Source organism: Pseudomonas sp. YJ42, from assembly GCF_047225135.1.
In the GTDB taxonomy this organism is placed as follows: Bacteria; Pseudomonadota; Gammaproteobacteria; order Pseudomonadales; family Pseudomonadaceae; genus Stutzerimonas; species Stutzerimonas stutzeri_E.
The window spans coordinates 2,285,616-2,310,000 of the sequence record NZ_CP178378.1 but is presented as its reverse complement, the minus strand read 5'-3'; the positions used below and the strand labels follow the sequence as shown (position 1 = coordinate 2,310,000).

The following is a 24,385-nucleotide window of genomic DNA, read 5'->3' as shown; positions in this document are numbered from 1 at the left end:
CGGTGGTTCTGTATGGAAGGGCCATCGCTCAACGGATAAAAGGTACTCCGGGGATAACAGGCTGATACCGCCCAAGAGTTCATATCGACGGCGGTGTTTGGCACCTCGATGTCGGCTCATCACATCCTGGGGCTGAAGCCGGTCCCAAGGGTATGGCTGTTCGCCATTTAAAGTGGTACGCGAGCTGGGTTTAGAACGTCGTGAGACAGTTCGGTCCCTATCTGCCGTGGACGTTTGAGATTTGAGAGGGGCTGCTCCTAGTACGAGAGGACCGGAGTGGACGAACCTCTGGTGTTCCGGTTGTCACGCCAGTGGCATTGCCGGGTAGCTATGTTCGGAAGAGATAACCGCTGAAAGCATCTAAGCGGGAAACTTGCCTCAAGATGAGATCTCACTGGAGCCTTGAGCTCCCTGAAGGGCCGTCGAAGACTACGACGTTGATAGGTGGGGTGTGTAAGCGCTGTGAGGCGTTGAGCTAACCCATACTAATTGCCCGTGAGGCTTGACCATATAACACCCAAACAATTTGATGTTTGCGTGTCAGACGGTTGAAGTCGACAAACAAACCGAAAAGACGCATCGCTCGCAAGCGAAACCAATACAGCAACACCATCACATACCCAATTAGGGGAAGCGACTGAACACCGACTCCCCAACCGAATTGCTTGACGACCATAGAGCGTTGGAACCACCTGATCCCATCCCGAACTCAGAAGTGAAACGACGCATCGCCGATGGTAGTGTGGGGTCTCCCCATGTGAGAGTAGGTCATCGTCAAGCTTCTACACCAAACCCCCGATCATCGAAAGATGACCGGGGGTTTGTCTTTGGGCGCGGGAAAACTCGCTGGGCTTTGGAACTGCAGCTATCATGCCTGGCTTGCTGGTTAGGGGACCTTATGAGTGAATTACTACGGCTACTTGGTGACGGTCGTTTTCATTCTGGCGAAGAGCTGGGTGCTGCTCTTGGTGTGAGTCGGAGCGCTGTATGGAAATATCTGCAGCGACTTGAGGCCGAATACGATATTGAGCTGTTCAGAGTGCCCGGGAAAGGTTATCGGCTGGCAGAGCCGTTTTCGTTGCTGAACTATGAGTCGTGCTCTGCCGCACTGGCGCATTTAGGCTGGCAGCTTTGCTTCCGAGACACAGTGGACTCTACTAATGCCGAAGCATTGAGGCTGCTGCGCTCAGAAGTTGCAGCGCCGTTCGTAGTATTGGCTGAGAGTCAGATCAATGGCCGAGGCCGCAGGGGGCGAGTATGGGTGAGCCCGTTTGGGAGAAACCTCTATTATTCCTTGGCGCTGAAAATTGCAAATGGCTCTGAGGGGCTGTCTGGCCTGAGCTTGGTCGTAGGTTTGGCCGTTCTCCATGCTCTGCGTCGGGCAGGAGTTGAGGATGTCGGGCTTAAGTGGCCCAACGATCTTTATGTCAGCGGCAAGAAGATAGCTGGAATCCTGTTGGAGCTGACCGGGGACCCGGCCGATGTATGTCACGTCATTATCGGCATCGGAATAAACGTAAATATGATTTCAGATGGCCTAGATATAGATCAGCCTTGGACGTCGGTCAGAGCCCAGACGGGAGTCTTGGTGGATCGAAGTGAGCTGGCAAGTTTTGTCAGTGAGTCGCTGCATCATTATGTGAATCTGCACGCCCAGCAGGGATTTTCCTCGCTGCGGGGCGAATGGGAGGCGAATAATGTCTGGCAGGGCAAGCGCTGTGTTTTAAGTGCGGGCGCCCACCAGATTAAAGGCCTGATGCTCGGTATAGATGAGCATGGCGCTTTACGGCTATTGGTTGATGGTCAGGGGGAGCAGCGTTTTAGCGGGGGAGAACTAAGCTTGAGGATCGATCATGATTCTTGAGCTCGATTGCGGAAACAGTTTTATCAAATGGCGCGTTGTTTCTGGCGCTAATAAAGCCGTATTAACTGAAGGCATTGCTACTCATGTGGCGGATGTTGTCCGAGATCTGCTCGATGGGCGCATCGGGAAAATCACCCGCTGCCGGCTGGTTAGTGTCAGAAGCGATGCTGAAACCACGGCGTTAGTGCATGTGCTTTCTAAGGCATTGGGCGTGAACGTGGCCAGAGCGCGCCCGGCCGACCGTTTTGCCGGCGTTGTGAATGGCTATCGTGACCAGCAGCGTTTAGGGTTGGATCGTTGGCTAGCTGTTCTTGCTGCCTATGACCTGTGTAGGGGCGCCTGTTTAGTTATCGATTTAGGTACGGCTATTACCGTAGATCTCGTTGCTTGCGATGGGGTGCATCTCGGCGGCTACATAGCTCCAGGAATCGCTCTGCTGCGAGCGCAATTGGTCGATCACACTCGCCGTATCCGATACGACGTGGCAGAAGCTGCGCTCGCGTTGAGTGATGTTGCTCCTGGTAGGAGTACCGCCGAAGCCGTTGAGCGGGGCTGTCTAATCATGGTGCGCAGCTATCTCTCTAGTCAAATTTCCTTTGCCAATAGTCACTTAGGTGACGACTTTACTATCTACGTCACCGGGGGGGATGCCGCAATAGCAGCGGATCTTCCGGGTGTAAGATGTGTGCCAGATTTGGTTTTCAGAGGCCTGGCGATAGCCTGTCCCTAAAGAGGTATCGATGCGCTGGCTTTTAATGCTTCTAGTGATACTGAATCTGCTGCTTTACTTGTATCACCTAAACCAAACTCCGTCGGTGGTAAGTGAGGCTTCAGGGCAGCGAGTACCTCCAAGAGATGCTGGCATCAAGCTGCTGAGTGAAACGAAGCCTTTGGCGCGCCGTGAGTCAGAGCAAGATGTGGATAGTGCCTGTCTGTTTCTGGGAGGCTTCGATGAGGAATCAATCGCACTGGCTGTTGAGCAGCGTTTGTTGAGTCTAGACATCGATTCCCGCGTCGAGCCTGTAGATGAGGCCGCTGGCGTTGACTACTGGGTGTACCTGCCTCCGCTTGTGTCTCGGCAGGCATCGCTGCGTCAGTTGCGAGAGCTGCAATCTCGCAATATCGACAGTTACATAATCACTGTTGGCGATCTGTCTAATGGGATCTCTCTCGGGATATTTTCTCGTAAGGATTCTGCTGAAAGTGTCGTCAATCGTTTGCAGGGTGTTGACTATGCGGCGTTGATTCGTGAGCTGCCCAGAACCCATCGTCGTTATTGGGTCCGGGTGGCGGACGTTCGTCAGCACTTATTGAACGGTTCATTGCTTGCTGAGCTTATGAGGGATTTTCCTGAGCTTGAGCATCGACAAATGCCTTGCTCAAGCATTGCAACTTCAGAGTAGTTTACATAGAATGGCGCCCGCTCAGCAGCATACCCCTCAGGGGCGCTACTTAGCGCTGTCAGCTAACCTCAAGTTTTTAATGAGAAAATGCTTGACAGTGAGGAGGTTGGCAATGAAAATGCCGCCTCGTTTTGGAGGGGTTCCCGAGCGGCCAAAGGGATCAGACTGTAAATCTGACGTCATCGACTTCGAAGGTTCGAATCCTTCCCCCTCCACCAGATTTTAGCGTAGGCCTCGGCTAACGCGGGTATAGTTTAGTGGTAGAACCTCAGCCTTCCAAGCTGATGATGCGGGTTCGATTCCCGCTACCCGCTCCAGGTTTTAAGCATCTATGCGACAAGATTCGCTCATGTAGCTCAGCTGGTAGAGCACACCCTTGGTAAGGGTGAGGTCAGCGGTTCAAATCCGCTCATGAGCTCCAACCCCAAAGGCAGATATGTAAATATCTGCCTTTGTTTTAATGGTGGCGTGACTAGCTCAATTCAACGATGGGAGACGGTCTCGATGGCTAAAGAAAAATTCGAACGTAACAAACCGCACCTGAACGTCGGTACCATTGGTCACGTTGACCATGGCAAAACCACGCTCACCGCTGCGCTGACTAAGGTCTGCGCGGAAACTTGGGGCGGCTCTGCGCGTGACTTCTCGCAGATCGACAACGCGCCGGAAGAGAAGGCTCGTGGTATCACCATCAACACCTCCCACGTTGAGTACGATTCCTCGATTCGTCACTACGCTCACGTCGACTGCCCAGGTCACGCTGACTACGTGAAAAACATGATCACCGGTGCTGCGCAGATGGACGGCGCGATCCTGGTTTGTTCCGCTGCTGACGGCCCGATGCCGCAGACGCGCGAACACATCCTGCTGTCCCGTCAGGTAGGTGTTCCTTACATCGTTGTCTTCCTGAACAAGGCTGACATGGTGGATGACGCCGAGCTGCTGGAACTGGTTGAGATGGAAGTGCGTGACCTGCTGTCGACCTACGACTTCCCGGGTGACGACACGCCAATCATCATCGGCTCCGCGCTGATGGCCCTGAACGGTCAGGACGACAACGAAATGGGTGTGTCGGCCGTGCGCAAGCTGGTCGAGACTCTGGATAGCTACATTCCGGAGCCTGAGCGTGCCATCGACAAGCCGTTCCTGATGCCGATCGAAGACGTGTTCTCGATCTCCGGTCGCGGTACCGTTGTGACCGGTCGTGTTGAGCGCGGCATTGTCAAGGTTCAGGAAGAGATCGAAATCGTTGGTATTCGTGCCACGACCAAGACCACCTGCACCGGCGTTGAAATGTTCCGCAAGCTGCTCGACGAAGGTCGCGCTGGTGAGAACGTGGGCGTGCTGCTGCGTGGCACCAAGCGTGATGACGTAGAGCGTGGTCAGGTTCTGGCCAAGCCGGGCACCATCAAGCCGCACACCAAGTTCGAAGGCGAAGTCTACGTACTGAGCAAGGAGGAAGGCGGTCGTCACACGCCGTTCTTCAAAGGCTACCGTCCGCAGTTCTACTTCCGTACTACTGACGTGACCGGTAACTGCGAGCTGCCGGAAGGCGTAGAAATGGTAATGCCGGGCGACAACATCAAGATGGTTGTCACTCTGATCGCTCCGATCGCCATGGAAGATGGTCTGCGCTTCGCGATTCGCGAAGGTGGCCGTACCGTTGGTGCCGGCGTGGTTGCCAAGATCATCGAATAATCGATTGATCTGATCAATTCGGGCCGGCATAATAGTCGGCCTGACTCTTGTTAGGCCAGTAGCTCAATTGGCAGAGCGGCGGTCTCCAAAACCGCAGGTTGGGGGTTCGATTCCCTCCTGGCCTGCCAATTTCAATATCGAATTTGGCAGTTTTTACAGGGTTCTAGCAGATGAATATCAAAGCAGAAGCCAAAGACACGCGCTTCGATCTGGTGAAGTGGCTTGTTGTGGCTGCTTTGGTTGTTGTGGCGGTGGTTGGTAATCAGTATTACTCCGCAGAGCCGATTCTGTATAGAGTTCTCGCGTTACTCGCTTTCGCTGTAGTCGCTGCTTTTGTAGCGTTGCAGACGTCAAAAGGTCGCTCCTTTTTCGTTTTGTTGAAAGAGGCGCGCGTCGAGATTCGCAAGGTCGTTTGGCCGACTCGTCAAGAAACCACTCAGACCACGCTGATAGTTGTGGCTGTTGTGCTTGTTATGGCGCTGCTGTTGTGGGGGCTCGATTCCCTGCTCGGTTGGCTGGTTTCCATGGTTGTAGGTTAAGGGTGTCCCGTGGCTAAGCGCTGGTATGTGGTTCATGCTTACTCGGGTTACGAGAAGCACGTCATGCGCTCGCTGATTGAGCGTATCAAGCTTGCTGGGATGGAAGATCATTTCGGCGAAATCCTTGTTCCCACTGAAGAAGTGGTCGAGATGCGTAATGGGCAGAAGCGCAAGAGTGAGCGCAAGTTCTTCCCCGGTTACGTGCTCGTCCAGATGGATATGGCTGAAGGTGCCTGGCACTTGGTGAAAGACACGCCTCGTGTGATGGGGTTTATCGGTGGTACCGCAGATAAGCCTGCGCCGATCACTGATAAAGAGGCTGAGGCAATTCTCCGGCGTGTTGCGGATGGTAGTGACAAGCCGAAGCCCAAGACCTTGTTTGAGCCGGGTGAGGTTGTCCGTGTTGCGGATGGGCCTTTTGCTGATTTCAATGGCGTGGTTGAAGAGGTCAACTACGAGAAGAGCCGCATTCAGGTGGCTGTCCTCATATTTGGTCGTTCAACGCCGGTAGAGTTGGAGTTCAGTCAGGTCGAGAAGGTCTAGCTGAAGAAAGCATCCCACACCCCGCAGCTGCTGGCTGCGGGGTTTTGTCGTCACTGGGATATTCAAGTAGATAGGGGAGCCGTAAGGCGTTAGCACCCGGAACGGAGTAGTTATGGCTAAGAAAATTCAAGCTTATATCAAGCTTCAGGTAAAGGCCGGTCAGGCCAACCCGTCGCCGCCCGTAGGTCCCGCGCTGGGCCAGCATGGCGTCAATATCATGGAATTCTGTAAGGCATTCAATGCCCGCACTCAAGGCCAGGAGCCTGGTCTGCCTACGCCGGTGATTATCACCGTTTACAGCGACCGTAGCTTCACCTTCGAGACCAAAAGCACCCCTGCTGCAGTTTTGTTGAAGAAAGCTGCAGGCATCACCAGTGGTTCTGCTCGTCCGAACACCCAGAAGGTCGGCACTGTTACCCGTGCTCAGCTGGAAGAGATCGCAAAGACCAAGAACGCTGATCTTACCGCCGCTGATCTTGAGGCGGCCGTGCGCACTATCGCCGGCTCCGCTCGCAGCATGGGCCTGAACGTGGAGGGTGTGTAATGGCTAAGTTGACCAAGCGCCAGAAGGCTTTCGCCGAGAAAGTCGAAGCTGGCAAGCAGTACTCGTTCGAAGACGCCGCGACCCTGCTGACTCAGCTGTCGGCTGTGAAGTTCACTGAGTCTTTCGACATCGCGATCAATCTGGGAGTGGATCCGCGTAAATCCGACCAAGTCGTGCGCGGCGCTACCGTTCTACCGAACGGCACCGGCAAGACCGTTCGTGTTGCTGTATTTACTCAGGGTCCTGCTGCTGAGGCGGCACTGGCTGCCGGCGCCGACCGTGTCGGCATGGACGAGTTGGCTGCTGAAATGAAAGGCGGCGATCTGAACTATGACGTGGTTATCGCTTCCCCGGATGCTATGCGCGTAGTCGGCCAGCTGGGGCAGATTCTCGGTCCTCGCGGCCTGATGCCGAACCCGAAGGTTGGTACCGTGACGCCGGACGTTGCGACCGCAGTCAAGAATGCCAAGGCTGGTCAGGTGCGCTTCCGTACCGACAAGAACGGCATCATTCATAGCTCTGTGGGCAAGGTCGGTTTCGAAGCTGGTCAGCTCAAGCAGAACGTTGAAGCGCTGCTTTCGGACCTCAAGCGTCTGAAGCCTTCCACTTCCAAAGGTATTTATGTCAAGCGCGTGACCCTGAGCACCACCATGGGGCCGGGACTGATCATCGATCAGGCTTCTCTCGACGCGTAACACTAGCCGCTCCGGTTGCCGGAGCGGTGCAAAATTGGGGTCCCTGCCTGGCGGGGGCTATCCAAGACCGTAGGCGGCGCAAGCCTTAAACCGCTGGAGTTCGCTTCTTCAAGCCTACGCAGAGGTGCTCCCGATTCGTACCGAATCAGACACCAAAACCCGTCCGGTTTCGACCGGATGAACCGGTAACATCCAGGAGTAAAACCCGTGGCAATCAAACTCGAAGACAAGAAAGCCATCGTCGCTGAAGTCAACGAGGCTGCCCAAGCTGCCCTGTCCGCTGTCGTGGCTGATGCCCGTGGCGTGACCGTGGGGGCCATGACCGGACTCCGTAAAGAGGCCCGCGAAGCTGGCGTGTACGTACGTGTCGTACGTAACACTCTGCTGCGCCGCGCCGTTGAAGGCACTCAGTTCGATGTGCTCAACGACGTGTTCAAAGGCCCAACCCTGATCGCTTTCTCCAATGCACATCCGGGCGCTGCTGCCCGTATTTTCAAGGAGTTTGCCAAGGGGCAGGACAAGTTCGAGATCAAGGCCGCTGCGTTCGAGGGTCAGTTCCTCGCAGCCAATCAGATCGACGTGCTGGCAACCTTGCCGACCTATGACGAAGCCATTTCGCAGCTGATGAGCGTGATTCAAGGCGCTACTAGCAAGCTGGCTCGTACTCTGGCGGCCGTTCGTGATCAGAAAGAAGCTGCAGCCGCCTAAGCGCACAGCAACTTTCGAATCTCTTTTGAATTAGACGACCCCAGGTCGTCACCTATATATACAGGAACTAGAGTCATGGCTCTGACCAACGAAGATATCATCAACGCCGTTTCCGAAATGTCCGTGATGCAGGTTGTTGAACTGATCAAGGCAATGGAAGAAAAGTTCGGCGTTACTGCTGCCGCCGCAACTGTTGCGGCCGCTGGCCCGGCCGCTGCCGCTGCTGAAGAGCAGACCGAATTCACTGTCGTGCTGACCGAGGCTGGTGACAAGAAGGTTAACGTCATCAAGGCCGTTCGTGAGCTGACTGGTCTGGGCCTGAAAGAAGCCAAGGCGGTTGTTGACGGCGCCCCGGGCGTGGTCAAGGAAAGCGTTTCCAAGGACGAGGCTGAAGCGGCGAAGAAGGCTCTGGAAGAAGCAGGCGCCAAGGTCGAGCTCAAGTAAGCACGACCTTGCGTCTACAGCCGAAGCGACTCGCGTAAGGCTGATGGCTGGTGGCTTTTGCCACCGGCCTTTTTCCGTTATAGCTGCCTGATGCTCGTTGGCCGCTAGTACGGAAAGAACCGCTCCGGTGGGCGGTGCGAATCAAGGGATTCGCAAGATTTTCTGGCTGCTCCCGTCGGGAGGAGCCAAACAAGCAGGTGACCAAGCTGGGGAACGCTGATGGCTTACTCATACACTGAGAAAAAACGAATCCGCAAGGACTTTAGCAAGTTACCGCACGTTATGGACGTGCCGTATCTTTTGGCCATCCAGCTGGATTCGTACCGCGAATTCCTGCAGGCGGGAGCGACCAAGGATCAGTTCCGCGATATTGGCTTGCATGCAGCCTTCAAATCCGTTTTTCCGATAATCAGCTATTCCGGCAATGCAGCGCTGGAATACGTCGGCTATCGCTTGGGCGACCCGGCTTTCGATGTCAAGGAATGTGTCCTGCGCGGCGTGACCTTCGCGGTTCCGCTGCGGGTAAAAGTTCGCCTGATCATTTTCGATAAGGAATCGTCGAGCAAGGCGATCAAGGACATTAAAGAGCAGGAAGTTTACATGGGGGAAATCCCCCTGATGACGGACAACGGTACCTTCATCATCAACGGTACCGAGCGCGTCATCGTATCTCAGTTGCACCGCTCGCCAGGCGTCTTCTTCGATCACGACCGAGGCAAGACCCATAGCTCGGGCAAGCTCCTGTATTCCGCCCGTATTATTCCGTACCGTGGCTCCTGGCTGGACTTCGAGTTCGATCCGAAGGATGCCGTCTTCGTGCGTATCGACCGTCGCCGCAAGCTGCCTGCCTCGGTGCTTCTGCGCGCCCTGAACTACAGCACTGAAGAAATTCTCGATGCGTTCTACGACACCAACGTATTCCACGTTAAGGGTGATGCGTTGAGCCTTGAGCTTGTGCCGCACCGCCTGCGCGGCGAGATCGCGTCGTTCGACATTAAGGATGAGAACGGCAAAGTCATTGTCGAGCAAGGTCGTCGCATTACCGCGCGCCACATTAATCAGCTCGACAAGTCCGGCATCAAGGCGCTCGATATGCCGATGGACTATGTGCTGGGCCGCACCACGGCCAAGGCCATCGTGCACCCTGCCACTGGGGAGATCATTGCTGAGTGCAATACCGAACTCACCGTTGAGGTTCTGGCCAAGCTGGTCAAGGCCCAGGTTGTGCGTTTCGAGACTTTGTATACTAACGACATCGATTGCGGTCCGTTCATTTCCGACACGCTGAAGATCGATTCGACGACTAACCAGCTCGAAGCACTGGTGGAAATCTACCGCATGATGCGTCCTGGCGAGCCGCCAACCAAGGACGCCGCCGAGACGCTGTTTAACAACCTGTTCTTTGCCTCTGAGCGGTACGACCTGTCCGCTGTGGGTCGGATGAAGTTCAACCGCCGTATCGGTCGTACCGAGATCGAAGGTTCCGGCGTGCTCAGCCGTGAAGACATCGTTGCGGTACTGAAGACTCTGGTCGACATTCGTAACGGCAAAGGCGTCGTCGACGACATCGACCACTTGGGGAACCGTCGCGTACGTTGCGTGGGTGAAATGGCCGAAAACCAGTTCCGTGTAGGTCTGGTTCGTGTTGAGCGCGCGGTCAAGGAACGTCTTTCAATGGCCGAAAGCGAAGGCCTGATGCCGCAGGACCTGATCAACGCCAAGCCGGTCGCGGCGGCGGTGAAGGAGTTCTTCGGTTCAAGCCAGCTCTCGCAGTTCATGGACCAGAACAACCCGCTCTCGGAAATCACCCATAAGCGTCGCGTCTCCGCACTCGGCCCGGGCGGCCTGACTCGTGAACGCGCCGGCTTCGAAGTGCGCGACGTACACCCGACCCACTATGGTCGTGTGTGCCCGATCGAGACTCCTGAAGGTCCTAACATCGGTCTGATCAACTCGCTGGCTGCCTATGCCCGTACCAACCAGTACGGTTTTCTGGAAAGCCCGTACCGCGTTGTGAAGGAAGGCGAAGTTACCGACGAGATCGTGTTCCTCTCGGCAATTGAAGAGGCGGACCATGTCATCGCCCAGGCGAGCGCCAAGCTGGACGGCCGTAAGCTGGTCGACGAGCTGGTCGCCGTACGTCATCAGAACGAATTCACGGTCAAAGCTCCGGAAGACGTGACACTGATGGATGTATCGCCAAAGCAGGTCGTCTCCGTAGCGGCATCGCTGATCCCGTTCCTCGAGCACGACGACGCTAACCGTGCTCTGATGGGCTCGAACATGCAGCGTCAGGCCGTTCCGACCTTGCGCTCGGATAAGCCGCTGGTAGGCACCGGTATGGAACGCAACGTGGCGCGAGACTCCGGCGTCTGCGTCGTTGCCCGTCGTGGTGGCGTAATCGATTCGGTCGATGCCAGTCGTGTCGTTGTGCGTGTGCATGATGCGGAAGTCGAGACCGGTGAGGCCGGCGTCGATATCTACAACCTGACCAAGTACACCCGTTCCAACCAGAACACCTGCATCAACCAGCGTCCGCTGGTCAGCAAAGGTGACGTGGTCGAGCGCGGTGACATCATGGCTGACGGTCCCTCCACCGATATGGGTGAGCTGGCGCTCGGTCAGAACATGCGCGTCGCGTTCATGCCGTGGAACGGCTATAACTTCGAAGACTCCATCCTCCTGTCGGAACGTGTGGTTCAGGAAGATCGTTTCACCACCATCCATATTCAGGAACTGACCTGCGTGTCGCGCGACACCAAGCTTGGCCCAGAAGAGATCACGGCGGACATTCCGAACGTGGGCGAAGCTGCGCTGAACAAGCTGGACGAGGCGGGCATCGTCTACGTTGGTGCCGAAGTCGGCGCGGGCGACATTCTGGTCGGCAAGGTCACGCCGAAGGGCGAAACCCAGCTGACGCCGGAAGAGAAGCTGCTGCGCGCGATCTTCGGTGAAAAGGCATCGGATGTTAAGGACACGTCCCTGCGCGTGCCGACGGGCACCAAGGGCACCGTCATCGACGTTCAGGTGTTCATTCGTGACGGCGTCGAGCGTGACTCCCGTGCGTTGGCCATCGAGAAGATGCAGCTCGACGAGATTCGCAAGGACCTCAACGAAGAGTTCCGCATCGTCGAGGGCGCCACCTTCGAACGCCTGCGTTCCGCTCTGGTCGGGGCGTCCGCCGAGGGCGGTGCCGGCCTGAAGAAGGGTACCGTCATCACCGACGAGATCCTCGACGGGCTCGAGCATGGCCAGTGGTTCAAGCTGCGCATGGCCGAAGATGCGCTGAACGAGCAGTTGGAGAAGGCCCAGGCCTATATCTCCGACCGCCGTCAGCTGCTCGACGACAAGTTCGAGGATAAGAAGCGCAAGCTGCAGCAGGGCGACGACCTGGCGCCGGGCGTGCTGAAGATCGTCAAGGTCTACCTGGCGATCAAGCGTCGCATCCAGCCGGGCGACAAGATGGCCGGTCGTCACGGTAACAAGGGTGTGGTCTCGGTGATCATGCCGGTCGAAGACATGCCGCACGATGCTAATGGCACGCCGGTCGACATCGTCCTGAACCCGCTGGGTGTACCGTCGCGGATGAACGTCGGGCAGATCCTCGAGACCCACCTGGGCCTCGCAGCCAAGGGCCTGGGTGAGAAGATCAACCGCATGCTCGACGAGCAGCGCAAGGTGGCCGAGCTGCGCAAGTTCCTCACCGAAATCTACAACGAGATCGGTGGCCGCCAGGAAAACCTGGACGAGTTCAGCGATCAGGAAGTGCTGGATCTGGCCAAGAACCTGCGTGGCGGCGTACCGATGGCGACGCCGGTCTTCGACGGTGCCAAGGAGCGCGAGATCAAGGCCATGCTGAAGCTGGCGGATCTGCCGGAAAGTGGCCAGATGCAGCTGTTCGATGGCCGCACGGGGAACAAGTTCGAGCGCACGACCACGGTCGGTTACATGTACATGCTCAAGCTCAACCACCTGGTCGACGACAAGATGCATGCGCGTTCCACCGGTTCCTACAGCCTGGTCACCCAGCAGCCGCTGGGTGGTAAGGCGCAGTTCGGTGGCCAGCGTTTCGGGGAGATGGAGGTCTGGGCCCTGGAGGCTTACGGTGCCGCCTACACCCTGCAGGAAATGCTCACGGTCAAGTCGGACGACGTGAACGGGCGGACCAAGATGTACAAGAACATCGTGGACGGCGATCACCGTATGGAGCCCGGCATGCCGGAATCCTTCAACGTGCTGATCAAAGAGATCCGCTCGCTCGGTATCGACATCGATCTGGAAACCGAATAACCACGCACCGCCTAAGCGGCGTCCGGCATCAGCCGGTCGTCGCCGGTCCGTGAGGAGGAAAGGCCTTGAAAGACTTGCTGAATCTGTTGAAAAACCAGGGTCAAATCGAAGAGTTCGATGCCATCAAGATTGCATTGGCTTCGCCCGAGATGATCCGTTCCTGGTCCTTTGGTGAGGTCAAGAAGCCAGAGACCATCAACTACCGTACGTTCAAGCCCGAGCGTGATGGCCTGTTCTGCGCCAAGATCTTTGGCCCGGTCAAGGATTACGAGTGCCTGTGCGGCAAGTACAAGCGCCTCAAGCATCGTGGCGTGATCTGCGAGAAGTGCGGTGTCGAGGTTGCACTGGCCAAGGTCCGTCGCGAGCGCATGGCGCATATCGAGCTGGCGTCGCCAGTCGCCCACATCTGGTTCCTGAAGTCGCTGCCGAGCCGTATCGGCCTGCTGCTGGACATGACCCTGCGTGACATCGAGCGCGTGCTCTACTTCGAGAGCTATGTGGTGATCGATCCAGGCATGACCACGCTCGAGAAGGGTCAGCTGCTCAATGACGAGCAGTACTTCGAGGCGCTGGAAGAGTTCGGTGACGATTTCGACGCTCGCATGGGTGCCGAGGCCGTGCGCGAGCTGCTGCACGAAATCGACCTGGAACACGAGATCGGTCGCCTGCGCGAAGAGATTCCGCAGACCAACTCGGAAACCAAGATCAAGAAGCTGTCCAAGCGCCTGAAGCTGATGGAAGCCTTCCATGGCTCGGGCAACCTGCCGGAATGGATGGTGCTGACCGTTCTGCCGGTATTGCCGCCGGATCTGCGTCCGCTGGTTCCGCTGGATGGTGGCCGCTTCGCGACCTCGGATCTCAACGATCTGTATCGCCGGGTGATCAACCGTAACAACCGTCTTAAGCGCCTGCTCGATCTGTCGGCGCCGGACATCATCGTGCGCAACGAAAAGCGCATGCTGCAGGAAGCCGTCGACGCGCTACTCGACAACGGCCGTCGTGGTCGCGCCATCACCGGTTCGAACAAGCGCCCGCTCAAGTCCCTGGCCGACATGATCAAGGGCAAGCAGGGTCGTTTCCGTCAGAACCTGCTCGGCAAGCGCGTGGACTATTCCGGTCGTTCGGTCATCACCGTCGGCCCGACCCTGCGCCTGCATCAGTGCGGCCTGCCGAAGAAGATGGCTCTCGAGCTGTTCAAACCGTTCATTTTCGGCAAGCTGGAAATGCGTGGCATGGCGACCACCATCAAGGCCGCCAAGAAGATGGTCGAGCGCGAGTTGCCTGAGGTCTGGGACGTCCTGGCCGAGGTCATTCGCGAACATCCCGTGTTGCTCAACCGGGCACCGACGCTGCACCGTCTGGGTATCCAGGCGTTCGAGCCGGTCCTGATCGAAGGCAAGGCGATCCAGCTGCACCCGCTGGTCTGCGCCGCGTACAACGCCGACTTCGACGGTGACCAGATGGCCGTTCACGTGCCGCTGACACTGGAAGCCCAGCTCGAAGCGCGCGCGCTGATGATGTCGACCAATAACATCCTGTCGCCGGCCAACGGCGAGCCGATCATCGTGCCGTCGCAGGACGTGGTCCTGGGTCTGTACTACATGACCCGTGAAGCCATCAATGCCAAGGGCGAAGGCCGCGTGTTCGCTGACCTGCAGGAAGTCGACCGCGTGTTCCGCGCCGGCGAAGCGTCGCTGCACGCCCGCGTCAAAGTGCGCATCAACGAGACCATCAAGGATCGCGACGGCTCGATCACCAAGAACACCCGTATCGTCGACACCACTGTCGGTCGTGCGTTGCTGTTCCAGGTGGTTCCGGCCGGCCTGCCGTTCGACGTGGTCAACCAGCCGATGAAGAAGAAGGCGATCTCCAAGCTGATCAACCTGTGCTACCGCACCGTTGGCCTGAAGGATACCGTCATCTTCGCTGACCAGCTGATGTACACCGGTTTTGCCTACTCGACCATTTCCGGCGTGTCGATCGGTGTGAACGATTTCGTCATCCCGGACGAAAAGGCGCGCATCATCGATGCCGCTACCGAGGAAGTGAAGGAAATCGAGTCGCAGTACGCCTCCGGCCTGGTGACACAGGGTGAGAAGTACAACAAGGTCATCGACCTCTGGTCGAAGGCCAACGACGAAGTATCCAAGGCGATGATGGCCAACCTCTCGAAAGAGAAGGTCATCGACCGCGACGGCAACGAAGCCGAGCAGGATTCGTTCAACTCGATGTACATGATGGCCGACTCCGGGGCGCGGGGTTCCGCTGCCCAGATTCGCCAGCTGGCCGGTATGCGTGGCCTGATGGCCAAGCCGGACGGCTCGATCATCGAGACGCCGATCACCGCCAACTTCCGTGAAGGCCTGAACGTACTGCAGTACTTCATCTCCACCCACGGTGCTCGTAAGGGTCTGGCGGATACCGCGCTGAAAACCGCGAACTCCGGTTACCTGACCCGTCGCCTGGTCGACGTGGCGCAGGATCTGGTGGTAACCGAGATCGATTGCGGCACCGAGCAGGGCCTGCACATGACGCCGCACATCGAAGGCGGCGACGTGGTCGAGCCGCTGGGTGAGCGTGTTCTGGGTCGTGTGATCGCGCGTGACGTACTCAAGCCCGGCACCGACGACGTACTGGTTCCTGCCGGTACCTTGATCGACGAGCAGTGGGTCGACTTCATCGAGCTGAACAGCATCGACGAAGTGATCGTGCGTTCGCCGATCAGCTGCGAAACCCGCTATGGCATCTGTGCCAAGTGCTACGGTCGCGATCTGGCCCGCGGTCACCAGGTGAACATCGGTGAGGCTGTCGGTGTCATCGCCGCGCAGTCCATCGGTGAGCCGGGTACCCAGCTGACCATGCGTACGTTCCACATTGGTGGTGCGGCGAGCCGGACTTCGGCGGTCGACAACGTGATGGTCAAGAACGGCGGTACCATTCGCCTGCATAACCTCAAATACGTCGAGCGTGCTGACGGAGCACTGGTCGCGGTTTCGCGTTCCGGTGAACTGGCGGTAGCGGACGACTACGGCCGCGAGCGCGAGCGCTACAAGCTGCCGTACGGTGCGGTGATTTCGATCAAGGAAGGCGACAAGGTCGATGCCGGCACCGTCGTTGCGAAATGGGATCCGCACACGCACCCGATCGTGACCGAGATGAAGGGTGTCGTGACCTTCGCGGGCATGGAAGAGAACATCACCATCAAGCGTCAGACCGACGAACTCACCGGTCTGACCAACATTGAGGTGATGGATCCGAAAGATCGTCCGGCGTCCGGCAAGGATATCCGTCCGGCGATCAAGATGGTCGATACCAACGGTAAGGAACTGCTGTTGCCGGGTACCGACGTACCTGCCCAGTACTTCCTGCCGGCGAACGCGCTGGTTGGCGTGGCCGATGGTGCCGAGATCAACGTCGGTGACGTTATCGCGCGTATCCCGCAGGAAACGTCCAAGACCCGCGACATCACTGGTGGTTTGCCGCGCGTTGCCGACCTGTTCGAGGCGCGTCGTCCGAAAGAGCCGTCGATCCTCGCGGAAATCAGCGGCACGATCTCCTTCGGCAAGGAAACCAAGGGCAAGCGCCGTCTGGTCATCACGCCTACCGATGGAACCGATCCTTACGAGGAGCTGATTCCCAAGTGGCGCCACCTCAACGTCTTCGAAGGCGAACAGGTGAACAAGGGCGAAGTGATCTCCGACGGGCCGAGCAACCCGCACGACATCCTGCGCCTGCTGGGTGTCAGTGCGCTGGCCAAGTACATCGTCAATGAGATCCAGGACGTCTACCGCCTGCAGGGCGTGAAGATCAACGACAAGCACATCGAGACCATCCTGCGGCAGATGCTGCGTAAGGTCGAAGTGGCCGAGTCGGGCGATTCCAGCTTCATCAAGGGTGACCAGATGGAGCTGACCCAGGTGCTGGAAGAGAACGAGCGTCTGTCCGTGGACGACAAGTTCGGCTCCAAGTACGTGCGTGTGCTGCTGGGTATCACCAAGGCCTCGTTGTCCACCGAGTCGTTCATTTCGGCGGCGTCGTTCCAGGAAACCACTCGCGTCCTTACCGAGGCGGCGGTTACCGGCAAGCGCGACTACCTGCGCGGCCTGAAGGAGAACGTCGTGGTCGGTCGTCTGATTCCGGCCGGTACCGGTCTGCAGTATCACAGCGAGCGCAAGCGCAAGCGTGATGCCGAAAAACCGGTTCGTGTGAGTGCCGATGAGGTCGAAGCGGCGCTGACCGAGGCGCTGAATTCCAGCGGCAACTGATTGGAGGCAGCCCTGGCTCGAGCCGGGGCGCGCCTTGACGGTGTGCAAGAAGCTCTTTAGACTCTTGTACCCCTAATTTGGCGGGGCTTTGCGCCCTGCCATTTTTCGTTTGTGTCGAAAGACAACAGTGGAGCTAGTAGATGGCAACGATCAACCAGCTGGTACGCCAGCCGCGCAAGCGCGTCGTCGAGAAAAGCGACGTCCCTGCGCTGCAGAACTGCCCGCAACGCCGTGGCGTGTGCACCCGCGTGTACACCACCACGCCAAAGAAACCGAACTCTGCACTGCGTAAAGTATGCCGTGTTCGCCTGACCAACGGTTTTGAAGTCGCCTCCTACATCGGTGGTGAAGGTCACAACCTGCAGGAGCACAGTGTCGTGCTGATCCGTGGCGGTCGTGTAAAAGACCTTCCGGGTGTGCGCTATCACACCGTGCGCGGTTCGCTGGACACCTCCGGTGTCAAGGATCGTAAGCAGGGCCGTTCCAAGTACGGCGCCAAGCGTCCGAAGTAATCGTATTTTTATTTATCTGAGTCGATAAGAGTAAGGTCGGGCGTAACCTCGTCGTTATAGTCCCGAGCTAACCTGAAGACCGTTTGAGGGCTTATCAATGCCAAGACGTCGTGTAGCAGCCAAGCGCGAGATCCTTGACGATCCGAAGTACGGAAGTCTGATCCTTGCCAAGTTCATGAACCACGTGATGGAGAGCGGCAAGAAGGCCGTTGCCGAGCGTATCGTTTATGGTGCTCTGGACAAGGTCAAAGAGCGCAAGAACAGCGATCCCCTGGAAATCTTCGAAAAAGCACTCGACGCCATCGCTCCGCTGGTCGAAGTGAAGTCCCGCCGCGTAGGTGGTGCGACTTACCAGGTTCCGGTCGAAGTTCGTCCTTCCCGTCGTAACGCGCTGGCTATGCGCTGGCTGGTAGATGCTGCGCGCAAGCGTGGCGAGAAATCCATGGCCCTGCGTTTGGCGGGTGAGCTGTCGGATGCATTTGAAGGTAAAGGCGCCGCTGTGAAGAAGCGTGAAGACGTGCATCGCATGGCTGAGGCCAACAAGGCGTTCTCGCACTACCGTTTCTAATTTTGGCTCCATTCAACTTGCGAGGGCTTTATGGCTCGTAACACAGCAATTAACCGCTACCGCAACATTGGTATTTGTGCGCACGTTGACGCGGGCAAGACCACTACGACCGAGCGGATCCTGTTCTACACAGGCCTTAGCCACAAGATGGGTGAGGTGCACGACGGTGCGGCTACTACTGACTGGATGGTGCAGGAGCAGGAGCGTGGTATCACAATTACCTCCGCTGCTGTTACGACCTTTTGGAAGGGCTCCGTAGGTCAGTACGACAACTACCGCGTAAACGTTATCGACACCCCCGGTCACGTTGACTTCACCATTGAAGTAGAGCGTTCGTTGCGCGTGCTGGATGGCGCTGTCGTTGTATTCTGCGGTACTTCCGGTGTTGAGCCGCAGTCCGAGACCGTTTGGCGTCAGGCCAATAAGTACGGCGTTCCACGTGTCGTCTACGTGAACAAGATGGACCGTGCTGGTGCTAACTTCCTGCGCGTCGTTAGTCAGATCAAGAATCGCTTGGGTCATACCCCGGTACCGATTCAGCTCGCTATTGGTTCAGAGGATAACTTTCAGGGTCAGGTTGATCTGATCAAGATGAAGGCTATCTACTGGAACGACGATGACAAAGGCACAACCTATCGCGAGGAAGAGATTCCTGCCGATATGCTGGAGCTGGCTGAAGAATGGCGCTCCAACATGGTCGAGGCTGCCGCTGAGTCCAGTGAAGAGCTGATGAACAAGTACTTGGAAGGCGAAGAGCTGACCAACGAAGAGATCAAGGCTGGCCTGCGCGCGCGTACTCTGGCTAACGAGATCGTTCCAGCTGTCTGCGGTTCTTCGTTCAAGAACAAGGGTGTTCCCCTGGTTCTCGACGCCGTTATCGAGTACCTGCCTGCTCCGACTGAAATTCCTGCTATCAAGGGAATTCATCCTGACATCATCGACAAGCCGAAAGAAGAGCTCGTTGATGCTGACTATGATGAGCGTCATGCTGACGACGCCGAACCGTTCTCGGCTCTGGCGTTCAAGATTGCCACCGACCCATTCGTTGGCACTCTGACGTTCGTGCGTGTTTACTCGGGCTTCCTCAGTTCGGGTGACTCGGTGATCAACTCGGTCAAGGGCAAGAAAGAGCGCGTTGGTCGTATGGTGCAGATGCATGCCAACCAGCGTGAAGAGATTAAAGAAGTGCGCGCTGGTGATATCGCTGCTCTGATTGGTATGAAAGACGTCACCACCGGTGACACTCTGTGCGACGCAGACAATCCAATCATTCTTGAGCGTATGGATTTCCCTGAGCCGGTCATCTCGGTAGCGGTAGAGCCTAAGACCAAGGCCGACCAGGAGAAGATGGGTATCGCACTGGGCAAACTTGCCCAAGAAGATCCGTCATTCCGCGTCAAGACTGACGAGGAAACCGGGCAGACCATCATCTCCGGTATGGGTGAGTTGCACCTGGACATTCTCGTCGATCGTATGCGTCGCGAGTTCAACGTTGAGGCGAACATTGGTAAGCCTCAGGTTTCCTACCGCGAGAAGATCACCAAGAACTGCGAAATTGAAGGCAAGTTCGTTCGTCAGTCCGGTGGTCGTGGTCAGTTCGGTCATTGCTGGATCCGCTTTGCGCCTGCTGATGAAGGTCAGGAAGGTCTGGTGTTCGTGAACGAAGTCGTGGGTGGTGTGGTTCCGAAGGAATACATTCCGGCCATTCAGAAAGGTATTGAAGAGCAGATGAAGAACGGCGTTGTGGCCGGCTATCCGCTCATCGGCCTGAAAGCGACCGTTTTCGATGGCTCCTACCATGACGTCGACTCCAACGAGATGGCGTTCAAGGTGGCCGCTTCCATGGCGACCAAGCAGCTGGCTCAGAAGGGCGGCGGTGTAGTGCTTGAGCCGATCATGAAAGTCGAAGTGGTAACCCCTGAGGACTACATGGGTGACGTGATGGGTGACCTGAACCGTCGTCGTGGTCTGATCCAGGGCATGGAAGACACAGTGTCCGGCAAGGTAATCCGTGCCGAAGTACCGCTGGGTGAAATGTTCGGTTATGCGACCGACGTTCGTTCCATGTCTCAGGGTCGCGCGAGCTACTCTATGGAATTCTCCAAATACTCCGAGGCTCCGTCGAATATCGTCGAAGCACTGGTTAAAAAACAAGGTTGATTCAGCCCTTTAAGTAAGAGGTTTACTGTCGTGGCTAAAGAAAAATTCGAACGTAACAAACCGCACCTGAACGTCGGTACCATTGGTCACGTTGACCATGGCAAAACCACGCTCACCGCTGCGCTGACTAAGGTCTGCGCGGAAACTTGGGGCGGCTCTGCGCGTGACTTCTCGCAGATCGACAACGCGCCGGAAGAGAAGGCTCGTGGTATCACCATCAACACCTCCCACGTTGAGTACGATTCCTCGATTCGTCACTACGCTCACGTCGACTGCCCAGGTCACGCTGACTACGTGAAAAACATGATCACCGGTGCTGCGCAGATGGACGGCGCGATCCTGGTTTGTTCCGCTGCTGACGGCCCGATGCCGCAGACGCGCGAACACATCCTGCTGTCCCGTCAGGTAGGTGTTCCTTACATCGTTGTCTTCCTGAACAAGGCTGACATGGTGGATGACGCCGAGCTGCTGGAACTGGTTGAGATGGAAGTGCGTGACCTGCTGTCGACCTACGACTTCCCGGGTGACGACACGCCAATCATCATCGGCTCCGCACTGATGGCTCTGAACGGTCAGGACGACAACGAAATGGGTGTGTCGGCCGTGCGCAAGCTGGTCGAGACTCTGGATAGCTACATTCCGGAGCCTGAGCGCGCCATCGACAAGCCGTTCCTGATGCCGATCGAAGACGTGTTCTCGATCTCCGGTCGCGGTACCGTTGTGACCGGTCGCGTTGAGCGCGGCATTGTCAAGGTTCAGGAAGAGATCGAAATCGTTGGTATTCGTGCCACGACCAAGACCACCTGCACCGGCGTTGAAATGTTCCGCAAGCTGCTCGACGAAGGTCGCGCTGGTGAGAACGTGGGCGTGCTGCTGCGTGGTACCAAGCGTGATGACGTAGAGCGTGGTCAGGTTCTGGCCAAGCCGGGCACCATCAAGCCGCACACCAAGTTCGAAGGCGAAGTCTACGTGCTGAGCAAGGAAGAAGGCGGTCGTCACACGCCGTTCTTCAAAGGCTACCGTCCGCAGTTCTACTTCCGTACTACTGACGTGACCGGTAACTGCGAGCTGCCGGAAGGCGTAGAAATGGTAATGCCGGGCGACAACATCAAGATGGTTGTCACTCTGATCGCTCCGATCGCCATGGAAGATGGTCTGCGCTTCGCGATTCGCGAAGGTGGCCGTACCGTGGGTGCCGGCGTGGTTGCCAAGATCATCGAATAATCCTTTCGATGTGGGAAAGGGCCCTTCGGGGCCCTTTTTCTATTGTTGATCATTTATTGACACCCCCTGGACGCATCCGTACAATTGCGCCTCCTTTTACCGGGCGTATTGCGTTTGGTAGGGATGGCTAATTGGAGTCTGAGGTCAAAATGCAAAACCAACAAATCCGTATTCGGTTGAAGGCTTTTGACCATCGCCTGATCGATCAATCAACCCAGGAAATCGTGGAAACCGCGAAACGTACTGGTGCTCAGGTGCGTGGTCCGATTCCACTGCCGACCCGCAAAGAGCGGTTCACTGTTCTGGTTTCTCCGCATGTCAACAAGGATGCGCGCGACCAGTATGAGATCCGTACTCATAAGCGTGTGCTGGATATCGTCCAGCCGACCGACAAGACTGTCGATGCGCTGATGAAGCTTGATCTTGCGGCTGGCGTGGAAGTGCAGATCAGCCTCGGCTAAAACCTCGAGTTTTAGTCGTGTAACGCTCTGAAATGGGCGGCCATAGCGGGTGAAAGCCCCGTACACTCAAGAGGTTACAACATGACTATTGGTGTAGTCGGTCGTAAATGCGGCATGACCCGCGTTTTCACCGAAGATGGTGTCTCTATTCCGGTTACGGTCATCGAGATCGAGCCGAATCGCGTCACTCAGTTCAAGAATGAAGAGAGCGATGGCTATCGCGCTGTACAGGTTACTGTCGGCGAGCGTCGCGCGTCCCGTGTTACCAAGGCTCAGGCTGGCCATTTCGCCAAGGCGAACGTTGCTGCCGGTCGTGGTGTCTGGGAATTCCGCCTCGATGGCGAGGAGTTCCAGGTTGGTGACCAGATCAACGCTGAAATCTTCCAGGCTGGACAGATGGTGGATGTCACCGGTCAGTCCAAGGGTAAAGGCTTTGCCGGTACCATCAAGCGCTGGAACTTCCGTGGTCAAGACAATACCCACGGTAACTCCGTATCCCACCGCGTTCCGGGTTCGATTGGCCAGTGCCAGACTCCTGGTCGTGTTTTCAAGGGCAAGAAGATGTCCGGGCACATGGGCGCCGAGCGCGTAACCGTGCAGTCCCTGGAAATCGTGCGTGTCGATGCAGAGCGTAACCTGCTGCTGGTGAAGGGCGCAGTGCCCGGCGCCACGGGTGGTGACGTTGTCGTGCGTCCGGCCGCCAAGGCTCGCGGGTAAGGGGAGTTCACATGCAATTGAATGTAAATGGCGCACAGGCCATCGAAGTCTCCGAGCAAACCTTTGGTGGTGAGTTCAACGAGACCCTGGTGCACCAGGCTGTCGTCGCCTATATGGCTGGCGGTCGTCAGGGCAGCAAGCAGCAGAAGACTCGCTCCGATGTCTCGGGTGGCGGTAAGCGTCCCTGGCGTCAGAAAGGTACTGGCCGCGCGCGTGCGGGTACCTCGCGTGGTCCGATTTGGCGTGGCGGTGGCGTAACCTTCGCTGCTCGTCCGCAGAACCATGAGCAGAAGCTCAACAAGAAGATGTACCGCGCAGCGCTGCGTTCCATTCTTTCCGAACTGGTTCGTTCCGAGCGTCTGGTCGTCGTTGAAGATTTCGCCGTCGACAGTCCTAAGACCAAGCTGCTTGCCAACAAGCTGACCGGTATGGGCCTGAATGACGTACTGATCGTTTCCGATGCTGTCGATCAGAACCTGTATCTGGCGGCTCGCAACCTGCCGCACGTCGATGTTCGTGACGTTCAGGGTTCCGATCCAGTCAGCCTGATCGCCTATGACAAAGTGTTGATCACCGTGTCGGCTGTGAAGAAATTCGAGGAGCTGCTGGGATGAACCAGGAACGCGTATTCAAAGTCCTGCTTGGTCCGCACGTCTCCGAGAAGGCAACCATGCTGGCTGACAGCAAAAGCCAGTTCGTTTTCAAGGTTGCTACTGATGCAACCAAGCTGGAAATCAAGAAGGCCGTCGAAAGCCTGTTCAACGTGAAGGTAGCCAAAGTCAGCACTCTGAATGTTCAGGGCAAGACCAAGCGCACCGCTCGCGGGCTGGGCAAGCGCAACGACTGGAAGAAGGCGTACATCGCGCTTCAGCCGGGCCAAGATCTCGATTTCTCCGGCAACGCTGAGTAAGGAAGGGGTGCATCATGGCAATCGTTAAATGCAAACCGACTTCCGCGGGCCGCCGTTTTGTGGTCAAAGTGGTCGGTCAGGAGCTGCACAAAGGCGCTCCTTATGCTCCGCTGCTCGAGAAGAAGTCGAAGTCAGGCGGTCGTAACAACAACGGTCGTATCACCACGCGTCATATCGGTGGTGGTCACAAGCAGCATTACCGTCTGGTCGATTTTCGCCGCAACAAGGATGGCATTCCTGCCGTCGTTGAGCGTGTGGAATATGACCCGAACCGCACTGCGCACATTGCGCTGCTGAAGTATGCGGATGGTGAGCGTCGTTACATCATTGCGCCTAAGGGCGTAAGTGCTGGTGACCAGCTGCTTTCCGGCGTCAACGCGCCGATCAAGGCTGGCAACAGCCTGCCGCTGCGCAACATCCCGCTGGGTTCAACCGTTCACGGTGTCGAGCTCAAGCCGGGCAAGGGTGCTCAGATCGCCCGTTCTGCCGGTGCGTCGGCTCAGCTGGTCGCGCGTGAGGGTGCTTACGTAACACTGCGTCTTCGCTCCGGCGAAATGCGCAAAGTGCTGGCCGAGTGCCGAGCGACTCTGGGCGAGGTCTCGAATTCCGAGCACAGCCTGCGTTCGCTGGGTAAAGCGGGTGCCAAGCGCTGGCGCGGTGTTCGCCCGACCGTTCGCGGTGTGGCAATGAACCCGGTCGATCACCCCCACGGTGGTGGTGAGGGTCGTACCTCCGGTGGTCGTCATCCGGTGTCGCCATGGGGCTTCCCGACTAAGGGCGCGAAGACTCGTTCTAACAAGCGCACCGATAACATGATCGTCCGTCGTCGCAAGTAACTAG

General features: G+C 57.2%; 21 protein-coding genes, 4 tRNA genes and 2 rRNA genes (1 of these 27 running past the window's edge). All 27 read left to right on the top strand.

Annotated elements, in window-relative coordinates:
- Positions 1-510, top strand: a 23S ribosomal RNA gene (locus ACL0K2_RS10490); it begins 2,381 nt to the left of the window's first position.
- 154 nt (positions 511-664) lie between these two features.
- A 5S ribosomal RNA gene (gene rrf / locus ACL0K2_RS10485) occupies positions 665-780 on the top strand.
- Between the two features lie 118 nt (positions 781-898).
- On the top strand, positions 899-1,864 hold the full coding sequence (birA, locus tag ACL0K2_RS10480; protein WP_239610284.1) for a bifunctional biotin--[acetyl-CoA-carboxylase] ligase/biotin operon repressor BirA: 966 nt from the start codon (positions 899-901) through the stop codon (positions 1,862-1,864).
- Complete coding sequence (locus ACL0K2_RS10475) at positions 1,854-2,594, top strand: type III pantothenate kinase (RefSeq protein WP_413044353.1); 741 nt, start codon at positions 1,854-1,856, stop codon at positions 2,592-2,594. The genes birA and ACL0K2_RS10475 overlap by 11 nt, the downstream gene beginning before the upstream one ends.
- Positions 2,595-2,604: 10 nt before the next feature.
- Positions 2,605-3,267, top strand: coding sequence for an SPOR domain-containing protein (locus ACL0K2_RS10470; RefSeq protein WP_239610283.1), 663 nt, complete (start codon positions 2,605-2,607; stop codon positions 3,265-3,267).
- A gap of 133 nt (positions 3,268-3,400) precedes the next feature.
- Positions 3,401-3,485 (top strand) — tRNA-Tyr (locus ACL0K2_RS10465).
- A gap of 25 nt (positions 3,486-3,510) precedes the next feature.
- Positions 3,511-3,584, top strand: a tRNA-Gly gene (locus ACL0K2_RS10460).
- 28 nt (positions 3,585-3,612) lie between these two features.
- Positions 3,613-3,688: transfer RNA gene (locus ACL0K2_RS10455), tRNA-Thr, on the top strand.
- 83 nt (positions 3,689-3,771) lie between these two features.
- Positions 3,772-4,965 (top strand): elongation factor Tu, encoded by a 1,194-nt coding sequence (tuf, locus tag ACL0K2_RS10450; protein WP_025240334.1) that lies wholly within the window; start codon positions 3,772-3,774, stop codon positions 4,963-4,965.
- A gap of 52 nt (positions 4,966-5,017) precedes the next feature.
- Positions 5,018-5,093, top strand: a tRNA-Trp gene (locus tag ACL0K2_RS10445).
- Positions 5,094-5,135: 42 nt separating this feature from the next.
- Positions 5,136-5,504 (top strand): preprotein translocase subunit SecE, encoded by a 369-nt coding sequence (secE, locus tag ACL0K2_RS10440; protein WP_021209389.1) that lies wholly within the window; start codon positions 5,136-5,138, stop codon positions 5,502-5,504.
- A gap of 9 nt (positions 5,505-5,513) precedes the next feature.
- Entirely contained in the window at positions 5,514-6,047 is a 534-nt protein-coding gene (gene nusG / locus ACL0K2_RS10435; protein ID WP_019342058.1) for a transcription termination/antitermination protein NusG, read from the top strand.
- A gap of 112 nt (positions 6,048-6,159) precedes the next feature.
- Positions 6,160-6,591 carry a 50S ribosomal protein L11 gene (gene rplK / locus ACL0K2_RS10430; RefSeq protein WP_041110223.1) on the top strand — a complete coding sequence of 144 codons (432 nt, stop codon included), beginning with the start codon at positions 6,160-6,162 and terminating at the stop codon, positions 6,589-6,591.
- Positions 6,591-7,286: a 50S ribosomal protein L1 gene (gene rplA, locus ACL0K2_RS10425; RefSeq protein ID WP_045160588.1), complete on the top strand. Its 696-nt coding sequence runs from the start codon at positions 6,591-6,593 to the stop codon at positions 7,284-7,286. Before rplK ends, rplA begins: the two co-directional genes overlap by 1 nt.
- Before the next feature lie 207 nt (positions 7,287-7,493).
- Complete coding sequence (gene rplJ / locus ACL0K2_RS10420) at positions 7,494-7,994, top strand: 50S ribosomal protein L10 (RefSeq protein ID WP_045160589.1); 501 nt, start codon at positions 7,494-7,496, stop codon at positions 7,992-7,994.
- Positions 7,995-8,069: 75 nt separating this feature from the next.
- A complete protein-coding gene (gene rplL, locus ACL0K2_RS10415) occupies positions 8,070-8,438 on the top strand; it encodes a 50S ribosomal protein L7/L12 (protein ID WP_045160590.1) in 369 nt (122 codons plus the stop codon).
- A gap of 219 nt (positions 8,439-8,657) precedes the next feature.
- Positions 8,658-12,728: a DNA-directed RNA polymerase subunit beta gene (gene rpoB, locus ACL0K2_RS10410; protein WP_045160591.1), complete on the top strand. Its 4,071-nt coding sequence runs from the start codon at positions 8,658-8,660 to the stop codon at positions 12,726-12,728.
- Between the two features lie 65 nt (positions 12,729-12,793).
- On the top strand, positions 12,794-16,993 hold the full coding sequence (rpoC, locus tag ACL0K2_RS10405) for a DNA-directed RNA polymerase subunit beta' (RefSeq protein WP_045160592.1): 4,200 nt from the start codon (positions 12,794-12,796) through the stop codon (positions 16,991-16,993).
- A 140-nt stretch (positions 16,994-17,133) separates the two neighbouring features.
- Positions 17,134-17,505: a 30S ribosomal protein S12 gene (rpsL, locus tag ACL0K2_RS10400; RefSeq protein WP_003291416.1), complete on the top strand. Its 372-nt coding sequence runs from the start codon at positions 17,134-17,136 to the stop codon at positions 17,503-17,505.
- Between the two features lie 97 nt (positions 17,506-17,602).
- A complete protein-coding gene (gene rpsG, locus ACL0K2_RS10395; protein ID WP_045160593.1) occupies positions 17,603-18,073 on the top strand; it encodes a 30S ribosomal protein S7 in 471 nt (156 codons plus the stop codon).
- Positions 18,074-18,103: 30 nt separating this feature from the next.
- Positions 18,104-20,233, top strand: a complete 2,130-nt coding sequence (gene fusA, locus ACL0K2_RS10390; protein WP_045160594.1) for an elongation factor G — start codon at positions 18,104-18,106, stop codon at positions 20,231-20,233.
- 30 nt (positions 20,234-20,263) lie between these two features.
- Positions 20,264-21,457: an elongation factor Tu gene (gene tuf / locus ACL0K2_RS10385; protein WP_025240334.1), complete on the top strand. Its 1,194-nt coding sequence runs from the start codon at positions 20,264-20,266 to the stop codon at positions 21,455-21,457.
- Between the two features lie 149 nt (positions 21,458-21,606).
- Positions 21,607-21,918, top strand: a complete 312-nt coding sequence (gene rpsJ, locus ACL0K2_RS10380) for a 30S ribosomal protein S10 (protein WP_003186070.1) — start codon at positions 21,607-21,609, stop codon at positions 21,916-21,918.
- A gap of 81 nt (positions 21,919-21,999) precedes the next feature.
- Positions 22,000-22,635: a 50S ribosomal protein L3 gene (gene rplC / locus ACL0K2_RS10375; RefSeq protein WP_045160596.1), complete on the top strand. Its 636-nt coding sequence runs from the start codon at positions 22,000-22,002 to the stop codon at positions 22,633-22,635.
- Positions 22,636-22,646: 11 nt separating this feature from the next.
- Entirely contained in the window at positions 22,647-23,249 is a 603-nt protein-coding gene (gene rplD / locus ACL0K2_RS10370) for a 50S ribosomal protein L4 (protein ID WP_019339977.1), read from the top strand.
- Positions 23,246-23,545, top strand: a complete 300-nt coding sequence (gene rplW / locus ACL0K2_RS10365) for a 50S ribosomal protein L23 (protein WP_021209378.1) — start codon at positions 23,246-23,248, stop codon at positions 23,543-23,545. Before rplD ends, rplW begins: the two co-directional genes overlap by 4 nt.
- A gap of 14 nt (positions 23,546-23,559) precedes the next feature.
- Positions 23,560-24,381, top strand: coding sequence for a 50S ribosomal protein L2 (rplB, locus tag ACL0K2_RS10360; protein ID WP_019339975.1), 822 nt, complete (start codon positions 23,560-23,562; stop codon positions 24,379-24,381).
- Positions 24,382-24,385 lie beyond the last annotated feature (4 nt).